This is a genomic window from Paenibacillus sp. USHLN196, assembly GCF_037144955.1.
In the GTDB taxonomy this organism is placed as follows: domain Bacteria; phylum Bacillota; class Bacilli; order Paenibacillales; family Paenibacillaceae; genus Paenibacillus; species Paenibacillus xylanexedens_C.
Window position 1 is genome coordinate 483,419 of the sequence record NZ_JBBCYH010000004.1, and the last position, 15,997, is coordinate 499,415.

15 protein-coding genes, 1 tRNA gene and 1 riboswitch are annotated in these 15,997 nt (G+C 46.6%); of the genes, 13 read left to right on the plus strand and 3 right to left on the minus strand.

The features are described 5' to 3' along the window. Nucleotides 1-48: 48 nt before the first annotated feature. The gene (locus WFI24_RS12170; protein ID WP_145319274.1) at nucleotides 49-597 is read right to left on the minus strand and encodes a thioredoxin family protein; all 549 of its coding nucleotides are present in this window, start codon (nucleotides 595-597) and stop codon (nucleotides 49-51) included. Nucleotides 598-818: 221 nt separating this feature from the next. Between WFI24_RS12170 and WFI24_RS12175 the strand changes: the two genes are divergently transcribed. From WFI24_RS12175 to WFI24_RS12200, 6 genes are all read left to right on the plus strand, one after another. Next, nucleotides 819-2,516 (plus strand): RsmB/NOP family class I SAM-dependent RNA methyltransferase, encoded by a 1,698-nt coding sequence (locus WFI24_RS12175; protein WP_336761031.1) that lies wholly within the window; start codon nucleotides 819-821, stop codon nucleotides 2,514-2,516. Continuing rightward, complete coding sequence (locus tag WFI24_RS12180; RefSeq protein ID WP_336761034.1) at nucleotides 2,513-3,259, plus strand: pseudouridine synthase; 747 nt, start codon at nucleotides 2,513-2,515, stop codon at nucleotides 3,257-3,259. Before WFI24_RS12175 ends, WFI24_RS12180 begins: the two co-directional genes overlap by 4 nt. A 577-nt stretch (nucleotides 3,260-3,836) precedes the next feature. Beyond that, nucleotides 3,837-4,640, plus strand: a complete 804-nt coding sequence (locus WFI24_RS12185; protein WP_336761261.1) for a Cof-type HAD-IIB family hydrolase — start codon at nucleotides 3,837-3,839, stop codon at nucleotides 4,638-4,640. 106 nt (nucleotides 4,641-4,746) lie between these two features. After that, on the plus strand, nucleotides 4,747-5,787 hold the full coding sequence (locus WFI24_RS12190; RefSeq protein WP_145319267.1) for a hypothetical protein: 1,041 nt from the start codon (nucleotides 4,747-4,749) through the stop codon (nucleotides 5,785-5,787). Between the two features lie 106 nt (nucleotides 5,788-5,893). After that, nucleotides 5,894-6,442 (plus strand): GNAT family N-acetyltransferase, encoded by a 549-nt coding sequence (locus tag WFI24_RS12195; protein ID WP_336761263.1) that lies wholly within the window; start codon nucleotides 5,894-5,896, stop codon nucleotides 6,440-6,442. A 313-nt stretch (nucleotides 6,443-6,755) separates the two neighbouring features. Beyond that, nucleotides 6,756-7,886: a glycosyltransferase family 4 protein gene (locus tag WFI24_RS12200; RefSeq protein ID WP_145319264.1), complete on the plus strand. Its 1,131-nt coding sequence runs from the start codon at nucleotides 6,756-6,758 to the stop codon at nucleotides 7,884-7,886. Nucleotides 7,887-8,023: 137 nt separating this feature from the next. Here WFI24_RS12200 and WFI24_RS12205 read toward each other — a convergent pair whose 3' ends face one another. After that, complete coding sequence (locus WFI24_RS12205; RefSeq protein ID WP_145319261.1) at nucleotides 8,024-9,079, minus strand: YkvI family membrane protein; 1,056 nt, start codon at nucleotides 9,077-9,079, stop codon at nucleotides 8,024-8,026. A gap of 204 nt (nucleotides 9,080-9,283) precedes the next feature. On the opposite strand from WFI24_RS12205, the gene WFI24_RS12210 reads away from it, so the two are divergent. From WFI24_RS12210 to WFI24_RS12225, 4 genes are all read left to right on the plus strand, one after another. Continuing rightward, a complete protein-coding gene (locus WFI24_RS12210; RefSeq protein WP_145319258.1) occupies nucleotides 9,284-9,865 on the plus strand; it encodes a xanthine phosphoribosyltransferase in 582 nt (193 codons plus the stop codon). A 97-nt stretch (nucleotides 9,866-9,962) separates the two neighbouring features. Next, a complete protein-coding gene (locus WFI24_RS12215) occupies nucleotides 9,963-10,292 on the plus strand; it encodes a hypothetical protein (protein ID WP_024629266.1) in 330 nt (109 codons plus the stop codon). A gap of 119 nt (nucleotides 10,293-10,411) precedes the next feature. Beyond that, nucleotides 10,412-10,630, plus strand: coding sequence for a hypothetical protein (locus WFI24_RS12220; protein ID WP_145319255.1), 219 nt, complete (start codon nucleotides 10,412-10,414; stop codon nucleotides 10,628-10,630). A gap of 125 nt (nucleotides 10,631-10,755) precedes the next feature. Next, entirely contained in the window at nucleotides 10,756-11,085 is a 330-nt protein-coding gene (locus tag WFI24_RS12225) for a carboxymuconolactone decarboxylase family protein (RefSeq protein WP_017689352.1), read from the plus strand. Between the two features lie 97 nt (nucleotides 11,086-11,182). On the opposite strand, the gene WFI24_RS12230 is transcribed toward WFI24_RS12225, so the two are convergent. Next, the gene (locus WFI24_RS12230) at nucleotides 11,183-11,647 is read right to left on the minus strand and encodes a C40 family peptidase (protein WP_336761046.1); all 465 of its coding nucleotides are present in this window, start codon (nucleotides 11,645-11,647) and stop codon (nucleotides 11,183-11,185) included. A gap of 5 nt (nucleotides 11,648-11,652) precedes the next feature. Further along, nucleotides 11,653-11,784, minus strand: a riboswitch (cyclic di-AMP (ydaO/yuaA leader). Between the two features lie 419 nt (nucleotides 11,785-12,203). On the opposite strand from WFI24_RS12230, the gene pelA reads away from it, so the two are divergent. The 3 genes from pelA (at nucleotide 12,204) to WFI24_RS12245 (ending at nucleotide 15,908) form a co-directional block, all read left to right on the plus strand. Then, the gene (gene pelA / locus WFI24_RS12235; protein ID WP_336761048.1) at nucleotides 12,204-13,166 is read left to right on the plus strand and encodes a pectate lyase; all 963 of its coding nucleotides are present in this window, start codon (nucleotides 12,204-12,206) and stop codon (nucleotides 13,164-13,166) included. Nucleotides 13,167-13,340: 174 nt separating this feature from the next. Continuing rightward, nucleotides 13,341-13,425, plus strand: a tRNA-Leu gene (locus WFI24_RS12240). Nucleotides 13,426-13,853: 428 nt separating this feature from the next. Beyond that, nucleotides 13,854-15,908, plus strand: coding sequence for an alpha-galactosidase (locus WFI24_RS12245; RefSeq protein WP_336761049.1), 2,055 nt, complete (start codon nucleotides 13,854-13,856; stop codon nucleotides 15,906-15,908). Nucleotides 15,909-15,997 lie beyond the last annotated feature (89 nt).

Sequence of the window (15,997 nt, forward strand, 5' to 3'; positions counted from 1 at the left end):
GGTGACACAAGTATCTTACTGCGGTTAGTGTCGATATTGAACTATCCGTTAGCTTGCCGAAGGAGTGGCACTGCCTTTATATTTTTGGAAAAATTGTTTGTAATCGTCCAGCGTATAGCCTTGGTCACTGCCATTCTCTTGCAGTCCGCCAACCATACGGTCTTTCTCGACACCAGCCTCATAGTAAACCAGAGTAGGCGTGAACTCGATGTTGTAATCAGTCCATCCAGCTTCGAATTCGCGCAGGTTGAACTGCGGAAGCTCGATGCCTTCGCTGTCAACCAGCGGCATCAACTGAGGTGTAGTGGCACGGCAGTGTGAACAGTCGGAAGCGAAGAAGTAAACAAAGAAGCTATCTTTGTTATCGATTTTGGCTTTGAGATCAGCTGGCACAATAATTTGTTGATAGTTAGGATCACTAAGCAATTCCCGTGTAGCTGGATTAAGCTTGGAAGCAGCGATGCCATAAGCATTCTCAACCGTATCCATCTGTTTCTTGGATTGCTGGTCTACGACAACCAGTGCTGCAATCATAATGACTAAAATACCCAGGAAAATCAGGATGGCAGCACTTTTCTTTTTCTTCTTGGATTTCATTGGACATCCCCCATCGATCATATCGAAATATAGTTTTGGCAAAAATAGAGGTTGGGATAATATGCATAAACACCCGAATTTTTGCTCAGGAATCAATCTACTTGCCATTATACTACATTACACGCTGTAGTGGAATAGATACGATATGATAGGAAAGCACAGTCTGGATATGATAAAATAAAACGATAATGCAATCTTACCAAGACAGGATGAGTGGGAATATGGGTGTAAAGCTACCTTTGATATTTGCAGAGCGAATGAAAAGTTTGCTTGGCGATGAGTTTGAACAATTTATGAAATCTTATGAGCAGTCTCCCCATGCGGGGCTGAGAGTGAATACGTTGAAAATATCGTTGGAACAATTCGATGAGATTGCTCCATTTGATCTAAGATCAATTCCGTGGTGTGAGACAGGATTCTATGTACCACATGGTGTTAAACCGGGTCTGCACCCTTATTATCATGCAGGTCTGTATTATATACAGGAACCAAGTGCTATGGCTCCGGTTGAACTATTGCAAGTGCAACCTGGAGATCGCGTGCTTGATCTGTGTGCAGCTCCGGGAGGCAAGACGACACAGATTGCAGCAAAGCTGCAAGGCAAGGGCGTGCTTGTCACGAATGATATCCATGTCGAACGTACGAAAGCGCTGGCCAAGAACGTGGAATTGTACGGGGTAAGGAACGCCGTTGTGTTGAATGAGTCGCCCGAGCGGATCGCGAATGCATTTTCTCATTATTTTGACAAAGTATTAATTGATGCGCCTTGCTCAGGTGAAGGTATGTTCCGCAAGGATGAAGACATGGTGAAATCGTGGGAACATCATTCGGTGGATAAATGTGTGCTAATGCAGCGTGATATTCTTGAGACTGCGGCACGATTGCTGGCCCCGGGAGGAACAATCGTATATTCGACATGTACCTTTGCGCCGGAGGAAAATGAAGCGATGATTGCGGAGTTCCTGAATGTAAACCGTGATTTCGTTGTCATGGACATTCTAGAAGAGGCAGGATTCGCTCCAGGACGTCCGGAATGGGTGCGTCAGATGATGCCTGAGAAGGCAGAAGAGACGGAAGCTGTACTGGATCATACGCGTGGTACCGCAAGATTGTGGCCTCACCTTTTGGAAGGAGAGGGGCATTATGTCGCTGTGTTGCAGCATCGTGTAGGGCAAGGATTACCAACAGATCAACCAGGAGTAGTTAAAGAAGGAGCAATGGAGTATGGACAGGTCGTGGATGTGTCCAGGATTGAAGTAGAGGGGAAGAAGGATCACTCTATTGCTGCTTCTTCAATTGCTATGACCAAGGCTGATCGTAAAAAAGAGCGTTTGATGCGAATCGAATCGAGAGAGTCCCATGACAGACAGACCGGTGGCGGCAAGAATCCGGGTAAACAGGGCAAGAAAGGTAAAGATCACAGTGGTCGCAAGTCGGAACGGGGTAAGGGACGCGGAGCGGATCAGGCGAGTGTTGACCCGATCGAGATCTACACTCAGTTTATGAAAGAACAACTGGAGGTTGAGCTCGTCGGAGAAACGGTATGTTACGGAGATCGTGTGTATCAATCGTCAGTTGGGGCAGCCCGTTTGGAAGGACTCAAAGTCATTCGTCCAGGCTGGTTCATGGGCACGATCAAGAATGGTCGATTTGTTCCGTCGCACCCGCTTGCGTGTGCTCTGAATGCATCTGAGGCACGGCGAAGTGTGAGTCTGTCATCTGCTGACGGCGAAGCCGTGAGGTACCTCAAGGGTGAAACGTTAAATATTGAAGAAGAACGAGTGGTGCTCAAGGCGGATACGGTTGCCAAAGGGTACGTTCTTGTATGTGTAGATGGTTATGCTGCTGGCTGGGGAAAATGGCTGGATGGTGTACTGAAGAATGAATATCCGGCAGGCTGGAGGTGGACATCGGTATGAGTGGAAAAGGCAAACAAACGCTGCGTCTGGATAAGATATTGAGTCATATGGGTGTGGGAACACGGAGTGAACTCAAAAAGATGGTGAAGCAAGGCAGAATCCGTGTAGATGGCAAAGCGGTGAAGGACAGCGGTGTACAGGTGAATCCGGAGGTCAACGTCATCGAGGCTGATGGGGAGCGAATTGTGTATCGGGAGATGATCTATCTGATGCTGCATAAACCTCCAGGTGTCGTGTCTGCTACCGAGGATAACAGAGATAAGACGGTGTTGGACTTGCTCCGGAAAGAGGATCGGGTCTTCAATCCGTTTCCTGTCGGACGATTGGATAAGGATACGGAAGGACTGCTCATTCTCACGAATGACGGTCCACTTGCCCATGATCTGTTATCTCCACGCAAGCATGTGCCCAAAACCTATGAAGCCCGTGTACTGGGGAACGTGGATGAAGAGGATGTGCAACGTTTCAAAGCCGGGATTCAACTGGATGATGGATACGAGACATTGCCTGCCGAGCTGACAATACTTGGTCAGGAAGAGACGGAAGAAGGCACGATATCGTTGATCTCGCTTGTTATCCACGAAGGGAAATTTCATCAGGTGAAACGTATGTTCCAGGCGGTAGGCAAGCGAGTGATCTATCTGAAACGCGTAGCCATGGGTAACCTGAAACTGGCTTCCGATCTTGCTATCGGAAGCTATCGTGAACTAACCGCAGACGAGTTGAACCTTCTGCGGAAGTAAAGCTCCCGCCCTTCACGAAGTGAAGCAGGGAGTCGTGAGGGAAGCGAAGCCCCGAAACTAACCGCCGAAGGCGAGAAAGCTCCCGACCTTCGCGAAGCGGAGCAGGGAGTCGTGGAGGGGAGCGAAGCCCCGAAACTAACCGCCGAAGGCGAGAAAGCTCCCGCTCTTCGTGAAGTGAAGCAGGGAGTCGTGAAGGGAAGCGAAGCCCCGAAACTAACCGCCGCAGGCGAGAAAGCTCCCGCCCTTCGCGAAGTGAAGCAGGGAGTCGTGGAGGGAAGCGAAGCTCCGAAACTAACCGCCGAAGGCGAGAAAGCTCCCGCCCTTCGCGAAGCGGAGCAGGGAGCCGGGCAGAAAGCGGAGCCCTGCCCGTAATGGTCCCGGTTAAGCTTGGGCGGGACCGCCGCTGACCAGCGGTGTGCCCGGCAACAAGCGTTCCTACGCCAACCGTGACATAGCAAGACCCGACCTCCCGCCGGTGAGCAAGACGGGAGTCCAGAGGGCAGAGCCCTCTGGGGCCCTCCCTCGGAAGGGAGGGTTTGGGTGGGTGCGACTACTAACAGATGAGGATGAAACCAAAATGACCATTAAATTAATTGCACTTGATGTAGATGGAACACTGCTCAATGATCATCATGAACTTACTGAATGGACTCAGGAGACCTTGATCCAAGCTTCCCGTCAGGGAGCGGAGATCGTTCTGTGTTCGGGTAGAGGTCCGGCCAACACGATTCCTTTTATGGAACAGATGGGACTGGATGGATATGTAATTACACATAATGGTGCAGTAACAGCACGGGTAGATACACGTGAAGTGGTTCATCATTTTGCATTAGATGGACAGGGGCTGGAGCGCATCATTACCTACTGCCGGACCAATGGAGTGCATTTCGACATCAATACGGCTTTTGGGCTGTATGTCGATCAACCGGAAGGTTTGGGGCTACAAGTGCGTGAGATGTACTACAACTTCATGGCAGAACCGATGAAGCTGCCCAAGTGGGTTGACATGACAGAGCCGCTGGCCAAATTCACTGCATTTGGTCCTATTGAACAGATGGATGCTGTACTGCAGGAGTGGTCTACCTGGAATCTGCCTTATTATATGACACGGAGTGGTGACTTTTTTATAGATTTGATGCATCCCGAAGCATCCAAAGGCGCTGCGCTCAAAAGGCTTGCCGAATCGAAGGGAATCTTGCCTTCGGAGATCATGGCGATCGGTAACTATTTCAATGATATTACGATGCTGACCTTTGCAGGCAAAGGCGTTGCCATGGATAACTCACCGGATGAGGTGAAAGCTGCTGCAGATGAGGTGACACTCTCCAATAACGAACAGGGTGTGGCACACGCAATCCAAAAATATGTGTTATCCGTCTAACCGTTCTGTCTAGTTCTAATATTCGTTCTGAAATGAATGTCTGCCTCATAATCTACCGTCTTCAGGGGCATCCTATGATAATAACGTTAGGAATGGAGGACAGGTTATGAAACATGAGGTGGAATTGGTTGCTGACCTGCGTACATCAGGTGGTGAAGTACAGGATGTAATGGTCAATGGACAATATGCAGGATCACTTTTTGTGGTATACAGAGAAGGGGATCGCTTATCCGGTAGTCTTCAGATCGATGAAGGGTTACTTCCAGATGATACTGAAGAATATATCGTGGAAAAAGTACATGCCTATGTCCGATCTCTTGCGGACGCGTTGGAGGCTGCATATTATGAAGTGCTGGTCAGTTGTGGCTCATTACATTCGGTTTTGCACATGCCTGAGTCAGAGTCGTTATGGTCATCCGAGGATATGATCTATGATGAAGAGAGCGATGACGATATATCCAGTATTGAAACGAAGGTCATTCCTGGTTCACAAGCCGAATCGTTTACATATGAAGATCGGGATCATGTCCTGGAGATGGAAATGATCAGCGCAGGACGCAGCATCTCAACATATCTATTTAATGATGTTGATGGACAGGAACTTGCGGAAGCTTCCTTAAAACAATATGGTGCTGATGCACAAGGTGAAATACACTGGTACGATGAGCCTGATGAGAATCAATTGGAAGCCGCGGCAGAGTTGCTGGTCAGGGAACTGGATGAGGACAACATTGATACGATTACAATCCGCATGTGGCATCAGGGCAATGAACTTGAGGCGTTAGAGTGGATACATCGCGATTTTTCCGAGGAGTTTGAAGATAGTCATGAATCGGATTTGGATGAGTTGGAAGCTCCCGAAGAAACTTGTTATGTCATGCTGAAGCGTAAGGATCGGGAGTTCAGGGTATATGAGCTTTTTCTTCAGGAGCGAGGTGGATTGCCTGTGGGTACAGCAACCATAGACACTTCTCATTCCGATCTGACGGGATACATTGATTACGAGGTTCCTGGAACCAGCATGCAGCGAAAGAGCCTGGTCGAGGTGCTCATGCAGGAGTTGGACAAGGAAATGGAGTTCGACACCTTGCACCTGACGATGTTATATCGAAACCAGATTATTGATGAGGCCAGAATAGACGGGTAAAAGGCAGTTGCCTTTTACCTTTTTTTGTTCTCATTTTGACGAAAAATCCATTTCCCGGTATAGTACCATTAGTTTAAAAGAGATCAGGAGGCGGAGGATACCCATGATGCACTCATTCAGAATAATTAGCGAATATATTAATGATGGTTTTCAAGCGGTTCAGGCGAAGCCGGAAGATACGGAGGATGTGATGTCGCTGCTGGTGGAAACAGCCGAATGGTTACAAAGCCAAGGTTCTTCTCAATGGAACGCATTGCTTAAAGGTGAAGATTCACATGATACGGCAGGGGCAATTCGGCGTGGGGATGTTTTTGTTTTCAAAAAAGGTGCGGACGTAGCGGGAATGGTTATCCTTATGGTTCAGCCAAGCCCATGGGATATTCATCTCTGGGGTACCAAAGCTCACGCCGAGGATGGCGCAATCTATCTGCATCGTTTGGCGATTCGAAGAAAATATGCTCAGAGCGGTCTGGGGCGGTCTATTTTGCAATGGTCCAGCAATGGCATTCAGTTTGAAGGCAAACATACGGTTCGGTTGGACTGCGGTGCGAGCAACGTGACGCTGAATACTTTTTATGCGCGGAATGGGTATACCTTTTTGGGAGAGACAGATGGTTACAGTACATATGAGAAGCCCGTGGAGCTGCTCAGCTGAAAATTTGGGCTATCTAAAAACACGTTGCGGACAACCATTGGAGAGTGAAGGATCGTGTCTTTTACTTCTGAGGGGTGAAGTAGGTGAATATGTTGTATATACGACTTGTTGAACAAACAGCTGGATCAGTTTAATCAGTCTATGTCATAATGGACAGTAGAGCATTACGCAGACAAGAAAAAGATGTTCATTCATTCAAGGGTGAACAATTGAGAGGGATTCTCATTTTGTATCTTTACTGAACATATGTTCTGATATATCATGAATGGTATATGCATTGAAAGAACGTAAGCTAGAAAGGGGGAAACTAACGGTGAAATTGCTGCAGGCGCTTTTCTTTCCTCCGGAGCAGCCCGGAGGTGTATCCTCTATGATTCCGTATATGCAAGAGAGGTTTACAACCCCGAGGTGGGAAATGGATCTGTTCTCGTTGCCGAAGCGTATTCGCAACAAGGGCAGAGAGGAAGTTCAGTTCGAAACATTTGATTGGACCGAATATCAGGACAGTCCTGTTGTCCAAAAATATATTCAAACTTATCGTGATTACCTATGGTGGACCAAACTGCGTATTCAGAAGCCCTATGATCTAATTCATGCTCACCACCCGATTGCGGGACTTGCAATGAAAACGGTTTTCCCGGAAACACCCCTCATTCAGACGATTCACTCCAGTTATGAACGAGAATTAATTCTGAATGGACGCATTGAAACAGATGGGCCTGAGCATCGATTCCTGCTTGCGATATATGGTGAGCTGGAGCATCAGGCGGAGCGCCTCTTGACGGTCTCGGATTCGTTCCGTCGTTATTTGGGCCCTTACGTGAAGAACCCTGATGTTATTGGAGTGATCCCCAATGGATTCGATGAGAAGCGGTTTAAGCCAATTCCCCATGATAATGCCATACCGCAACTGGTCACGGTATGTCGGCTTGTTCCCGCAAAAGGGTTGGATATTCTTTTCAAGGCTTGTGCAGAACTGAAGGGTCGAGGTCATGATTATGTGTTACACATTATTGGAGACGGACCGATTCGTCCTGACCTGGAAGAACTGGCGCAGCGGTTGGGCATTTATAATGAAACCATTTTCTATGGGTATACACTTCACCCTGAGGAATTCATGCCATTCTTCGATATTTTTGTATTGCCTTCACGGGCAGAAGCATTTGGCTCTGTCTTTGCAGAAGCGGCTCTGAGTTGCCTGGCACTTGTCGGCACGGATGTAGGTGGTATACCCGAACAGATCGAGAATGGCAGCAATGGGTTGCTCGTACCTGCAGAAGATCCTTCTGCGCTGGCTGAAGCACTTGAAAAAGTGATGCTGGACCCGGCTTACCGTTATGAGCTTGCACGTTCAGCGTGTGAAAAAGCCAAAACGCATTACTCTCTCGGCAGGTCGGTGAATGAGTTGAAAAAGATGTACTTGCAGTTTCCCAGTCAAGCCTAGGAAAAAAAGAGCAAAAAGTGCAAGCCGCTGTGCAAAACAGCGGCTTTTTGTCATCTTCAAGGAAATAGTATGCGGGATGAGTTATGGCCATGAATCAATTGATGTTCATCAACATCGTGATATACATAATTGAAGTCTTAAGTATTGTTGCGTCCACGAAAAGCGCCCCAGCGATTAAGTACCAATTTGGCAGCCCAGAATAGTGCCATACTTCCGAAGATGGGGTAAAGGATGGATAGCAGAGAACTGAATCCAAACTGACTGAGTGAGTAACACAACAGCATAATGGTTAATGTAATGAAACGGGGATGCACACGTATATGTTGTCTGAGTTGCAGAGTCATTCCATAGATGTCTGCTACAAATGTACTAAATATCTCCATAAAAATAAGGGATACATATACAGATTGCACTGCCCACCCGAGTTGAAACGCAATGCTGCCCATCGGGATTTCGAATTGGATGATGCCTGGCATCTGCGCTGACATGGCGAAATGAGCTGCCATCAACATGAAACCTACACCAATTCCGCCGACTACACCGCCCCATTTAAGAACACTCCGACTGTGAATCTGGTTACCCAAGGGTACGAGAACGGCTTGGGCCAATACCAGATTAAACGAAGTATACAGCAGTGGAGACAACCACACCTGAAAAGGGCTTGAGTCTGTCGTCAGCGTTATGAATCGGGATGCACCAGGATGATGCAGGGTGCTAGTTATCATGAGCAGAGATAACAGGAGCATCATGGGCACGACGATACTATTCATCTGAAGGATGGCCTGAATGCCACGACCAAGAAGCAGATATGAACCTACAAGTGTGACGATCAGACCCGTCTGATAATGCAAACCCAGATGTTCAACAAAAACGGAACCTGCTCCGGCAAGCATGACACTGTTCACGCCAATGAGAATGAGAAGGGTAACCCATGTGATCCATTTGCCCGCTTTTTGGCCAAATAAATGTTTGTTCAAATCCTCATAAGAGCGGGAACCGGTATCGTGAGCTATGAGCATCATTTTGGTACCTAACCAGACAAAGAGCATGGTGGATAAGCCTATGGTGATGGTGGCCCATTTGCCATACTGGGTAAAAAACTGCAAGATTTCCTGCCCTGTTGCGAAGCCGGCTCCGACCACCGTTCCAATGTATGTAAATGCGATCTGCAGCACCCGAAATGCCTGTTTCATGTGTTTCCCCTCTCAGGCCCCTGTATAGTTTGGACATGCGGGTACCATGGTACAAGGTATGCTTGACCCACGAAAGTCATGACAATGGAAAGCAAGCTCTGGCTTGAATTGCACCTTAAGGACAGCACCCAGGCAATTTCGCTTGAACTTATAGATAGATATATGATACTTTTACCTCATAGGATAGGCTTGGGAGGTCAAATCATGGAAGTATTGAAACAACGAATTTTACAAGAAGGTGTCGTCATCTCGGATCAGGTGTTGAAGCTGGATGGTCTGTTGAACCACCAGATCGATCCTGCACTAACGATGGAGATGGGACGGGAGTTTGCTGCCCGGTTTCGTGAAAGTGGAGTGACTCGGGTAATCACGGTAGAATCCTCAGGGATTCCTGTTGCTTTTGCCGCAGCCCATGAACTTGGAGTACCACTTGTATTCGCCCGTCGCAAAAAAACGCTTCTGGCTGATCCTGATGCTTACTGTGAACGCGTACCGTCTTTTACCAAGGGAATCGTAACGGACATTATGGTTTCTCGCGAGTTCATTCATGAGAATGACCGCATTTTGTTCATTGATGACATCATTGCCAATGGAGATGCCGCTCGTGGAGTGATCAAAATTATTGAACGTTCCGGTGCGGAGCTCGTCGGTTTCGGCGTTGTGGTCGAGAAATGTTTTCAGGCGGGAGCGCGTACGATTCGTGAACAGGGTATTCCGGTGGAAGCCTTGGTACGCATTCGTTCCCTGAACGATGGAACGGTACAATTTGACGATAACGAAATGTGACATTTTAAAGGAATAGGGCCTATTTTTTGAACTATGCCTTTGCATGACCGCGGATTTCATTTATAATGGGGTTATGTTAGGGAGAGGAGGCAACACCATGGGGAACCAACCGGCAACAGAACAATTTTTTATTGATAAGCTGGCGGAATCGAAAGTTCATTTTGAACGTGCCCTGGATTGTAAACATACGGAATTCGATGACCTTTATCCCTATATGATTGAACATCCTCAATTTTTCTGGTACAAACGCTATGTTGCCTGGTCAGAATTACTGACGATTGTAGGCTTGTGCGAAGAGTTGTCCTTCTCTTGGAAAGAACAATTTACACCGCATCAAGTGGAGTACCTTGAAGAACGTGTGATGTCCGCCAAAGTGCTTGATTTTTGGTTCGAGAAGAACGACAGCAAAGAGCACGCGCAGCGGTAACTTTCAGTCGGGACATAATTTCGAATGACATGACAGTCCAATACAGTCACGTGAGACCTAAATGACTTTTCATTTAGGTCTCTTTTTGTAAATAAATTTGGATTATAGGAGCCATGAACATGATCAGTGATACAGAACTGGACGCTCTGCGTCTGTCAGGTGAGAAAGTAAGAGTAGTGAGGGACGAGCTGGAATCTAACGATGTCACAGGAATTGTAGTTGCCTGGGATGGCGAGCAGGTACTTATCCGTCGTCAGAATCGACGTGTCGTTAAGCTGGATCGTAATTACCGATATCAGTTGTTCAGCGAGCCGCGCCAAAGTTTACTTAGTGAGTAACGCTAGAACATGAACGTTTAATTGTTTGCAATTACCATGATTTCTTGGCATAAATGACTCACTCGGGTGAGAAGATAGGTACAGTGAGGATGATCTGTAACTATAGCCGAGAGGGTGTGCTGCAAATGACATTGATGAATGATAAAGTTCATGCCTACAAGGATCAGATTGGAGCATTAAGCGATGTGCTGCCAGGTGTGGTGAAGTCGTATCATGAGTTTACCGGAGAATGTTTTCAGCCAGGTGTGATTGATGCGAAGACAAAACAGCTGATTGCGCTCGGGATTGGACTATTCGCTAACAATGAGGTATGTACCTTCTACCATGTAGAAGAAGCTCGTGCCAAAGGTGCTACAGATCAGGAGATTATGGAGACCGTTGCAGTGGCTGGAGCTGTTGGAGGCGGACATGCTCTGTCTCAGGGTGCGATGAGAGTACAAAAGGCTTTACATTAAATACAGGTAAGGTAGTACAAGGATAGGTCCATACATGACTAGCTAAACAAAAGAGGAGGTTCCGGGTGATCCGGAGCCTCCTCTTTCTATATCATACCTATATTTTCCCTAACATCTTATCGTACATAAACTGTCCAGTTACCCGACGTGCTGTTACGTAACGATCATTGAAATATGGATTGGACAACTTGGTGATGCTTACCCCTTTACTGCTGGAAGCATGAGCGAATTGGCCTCCGCCGATATATACACCTGTATGTGAAATGCCTTTGCCCATCGTATTGAAGAATACCAGATCACCTGTGCGAATGTTACTTTTGGATACCGGAGTACCTGCTTTGGCTTGCTGCTGCGAAGTACGTGGCAATTCAATGCTGTATTTGTTGAAAAGATATCTCATAAACCCGGAACAGTCGAAGCCGGCCAGCGTCGTGCCACCCCACTTGTAAGGTATACCTGTCATGTTGTTCACTACGGAGTTAATACTGCTTGCCTCTGTGCTTGTTGCCCCGGATGTAAATAGTACGGCTGCTCCAAAAATGGAGATAATCAGTTTTTTCAAAATCAATGTTCTCCCTTCGATGCCTACGGAGTTAGCTAAGGGTTCGGTAGAAGGTTCCCTATATTTCCTATGTATAAGAATAATTCACCCAAATTGGTTCCCCCGTTTTCAAACATGAAACTCGGCAATGAATAATTAAGTTTTTGTAACTATTTGAAACTATATTGCATAAATGCGTAATTGTCAAACCCATTTAAAACCCTTCGTAGTACCCCAATGTTATCGGAATTACGGTTTTTATATGAAAGAGGGCATCAAGTTTGGGTATCATTCATGACAAAAACGTCATTATTGATTCGTTGAAGGTGATTTTGGATAAATGAATAGGTTTGTCATGAGTTAAAAGAACTATTCCGTTATGTAGAATTTAAGAGATTATATTCTTTAAGTTGCATATATTGACAAAAATCTATTTTTTGCATATTATCGTCTTATCCAATCCACATATTGGATGAAAATTGATTTTATTGTGCGATAAATTCAAATAAAGGAGGTTTGGGGATTCGTATCTTAAGTAAGGTAGAAGTGGAAGATTTATTAAAACAAACATAGGAGAGTGTTATCTTTGAAAGCAAAAAAAATAGTAACTTTTGTTCTAGCATGTACCATGGTATTCTCAGCCGTTGGAATGGCAGTTCTCCCTGTAGTAACGGTATCTGCTGCCGATGCATCAGGTACAACAGCAAGTATTTCCGATGTTTTGAAGAACCAGCTGCCAGATGGAGGTTGGAGAAAAGATTATAAACAAACCAGTGGAGAATGGGCGAAGTCCACGATTGACAACAAGGCTACATACTCAGAAATTAGAAGATTGGCGAAAGAATTCAAAAAGACGAATGATCCGCGTTACTCAGCGGCTGCAATTAAAGGAATCAACTTTTTGATCAATATGCAGTATTCGAACGGTGGATGGCCGCAAGTGTACCAAAGCTCCGGATATCACAAACACATCACTTATAATGATGATGCCATGATTAACGTTATGTACATGCTGGATGAAGTAGCAACGCGTAAAGGTGACTTCTCGTTTATCGATAGTGCCCTTGCCAATCGCAGTAAGAACTCTGTTGCTAAAGGTGTAGATGCGATTCTGAATACACAGGTCGTTTCAGGCGGTAAGCTGACAGCATGGGGACAACAACATGATTCCAGTTCCCTTAAACCGGCAAGTGCAAGAATCTATGAAGTACCATCACTGACGGCTGGAGAGAGTGTAACGATTGTTAAATTCCTGAAAACCAGACCTGCTAACGCTAAAATTACGGCATCCATTAACGGAGCTGAGGCATGGTTTAACAAAGTGAAGATTACCGGTTACAAGTATGAAAGAGCAAACGGAGACAGCAAAATTATCGCTGATTCCAAAGCTGCACCGATCTGGGCTCGTTTCTACGAAGTGGGAACGGATAAACCCATCTTTATCGGTCGTGACGGGGTCGTTAAATACAAACTAAGTGATATTGATAAAGAAAGAAGAGGCGGTTATGCTTGGTACGGTAACTGGCCTTCCAAGCTGTAAATAGTAAGGAGTCGAAGGTTTCATTGCGTCAATTCCTGGTAACTATAAGTAAAGCCCGACTCAGACATAGACCTCTGGTTCGGGCTTTATTGTTATTATTTTCATTGTTGACACGATAGATTCCGCATGATATATTATTTCTTGTCGCCGAGATTGCCTACGGAGATATAATATGCGGTCGTGGCGGAATTGGCAGACGCGCACGGTTCAGGTCCGTGTGGGCTAACCCCCCGTGGAGGTTCGAGTCCTCTCGACCGCATCATATGTAATACAAGAAGGTTCCTAGAATGGTATATTGCCACTCTAGGAACCTTTTTTCTTTGTTTATTTTATTTATCCATTAATGGATAAATTTTTGTTTTGCGATGGTTTGCACCTTTATTTCAGAGGGGGTAGAGATAATAAAGACGGGCGTTGAGACCGCAGAGGTCAACTATGGAACTCAGGGCTCGACCACGATTATAACACAGGTAACTGGGAGTAGGACACCGATTCACATATCATAAGTTTCTCTATATCTCCAGGACGTACCTACAGGGTCAAGTTGAGTTAAATCGCGTTATGGATCGGAAGATCGTTGCATGGAAAATGCTCTATTCGGTCTTTATAATGAGGGCAGACTTGGGTGGATGAGACATAACCAGCTCCGCTCAGGTCACAGCATGCAACAATAAGGAGGCATATGATGTGCTAACTAGTGATACAGCCGTACACGTGCAGCAACAGAATGTTAATCTTGTAAGCGTTACAAATGGGCACGTTAGCCTGGAGATCAATCTTGAAAATGGTGAAGTGTCCTGCATCGGCAACCAATCTTCCCATGTGAAGGGCATTCGTAGTGCTTTTCGCTGGCAGGGCCGGGAATACAGCACGGATCATTATCAGAACCATGAGCTGACGGCACAGGAATATATTGTTCGAGAAGGTTTTGGAAAAGGCATCCGCTTGGTCATTCTGCATAAAGCATCGTTGCTGCCGCAGCTGGAGCAGCATTTCTATATATATGAATCCTCACCGTATGTACTGGTGCAGACCGTTATAGTCGGTGATAAAGAGCTTAAGGCGAACCGAATGGCTGTCATCCAATCCAAAACCATATCGATCGGCGGAGAATTCGATCAGGATGAACCAAGCATTCTGCGTATTCCGTTTGACAACGATAAATGGGTCAGATATACGGTGGTTAAGCCGCCGCTTGATGTGGAGAGTTACGAGGCGACAGCCTTGTTCGCGCCTGACAGCCGCCGGGGAATTGTGATGGGTTCCCTTACGCATCAGGTATGGAAAACAGGGATTCGTATGCAAAGCGAAAAAAGCGGACATATCGAAGGTCTTGATCTGTACGGCGGTGCCGTGAGTGAACTGACTCGCGATTCCCAGCCTCATGGTTATGTGAAGGGAAAGAGAGTTGAATCCCCGTTGGTATTCGTCGGGTTCTATGAAGACTACCGCGAAGGTCTTGAAGCCTACGGTCAGGCTAATAGCTGGATTGAGGCTCCATTACCTTGGGAGGGCGGTGTCCCGATTGGATGGAACAGTTGGTCTGCGGCCATGAGTGATCTGGACTATGATCTGTATACAGCGACCAGCGATTTTCTGAAAAATGAAGTACAGTTACTTGGATTCGAGAATGAGGATACGTTATATATCAACTTTGATGCTTTCTGGGACAATTTTACGCCGGAAGAAATGAAGAATGCGCTGGACCGGGTACGGCAAAATGGTCATAGAGCAGGGACGTACTGGACTCCATTTGCCTTCTGGGGAGGGCCTGATCAATTCGGTCAGGCGGTCGAAGGAACGAGTGGAAAATACACCTATGGAGACATTCTGCTGCGTGACAGTGAGGGCGAAATTTTGCCAGATGTAGACGGTGGTCTGGCGATAGACCCGACACATCCTGGCAACCTGCAAAGAATTGACTGGTTCACGGACAAATTCATCTCGGAAGGTTTCGAATATATCAAACTGGATTTCTTGGCACATGGCGCCCTGGAAGGACAGCACCACAATTCTGATATTTCAACAGGGATCGCGGCTTATCATTATGGCATGTCTTATTTGCAGCATAAGCTCTCGCCAGAAGTAATTGGACGGCCATTTTTCATTAACTTGTCCATCGCGCCATTATTCCCCTATGCATTTGCCCACAGCCGCCGTATTTCCTGTGATGTCTTCGGTACACTTGCGGATACGGAATATCTGTTGAACTCGTTGACACACGGCTGGTGGATGAGCAATACGCTTTATCGTTACAATGATCCGGATCATTCCGTGTTATACAAGAGCTTCAACCAGGAAGCTACCGGCTGGCATGAAGGACGCAGCCGCCTGACCGCTTCAGTTATTGCCGGAACGGTGCTCCTGCTCGGGGATGACTTCCGCAAAGAGGAAGCTGCCGAACGGGCAAGAGCTTGGCTTGGTAACACGGATATTTTGAACGTTGCTCGTATGGGCAGAACTTTCCGACCAGTTGAAGGTGATTTTGGGAAGCTGTCTTCTGACGTGTTTGTCCTTGAATCGCCGCAAGAGAAGAGTTTCTATCTCGCCGTTTTCAATTTTAATGCTGAACAAACTGTGGTTAAATCAATCTCGCTGGAGCGGGCCCGGCTAAACGCCAACACCATATACAGCTTGCAGGATCTCTGGGAAGGCTCACATGGCGAAACGTCTGTAGAGCTTACGGTCTCACTGGAACCGGCGGAATCCAAAATCTTCAGATTGACCGTGAAGGGAAACTGACTGGGCGAAATGACAACCCAGAGCTGTGATCGGTATAAGAATATAAAAATAAAGTTAAACGCGCGCTTTTGTATCTCGCAGATCGCGCG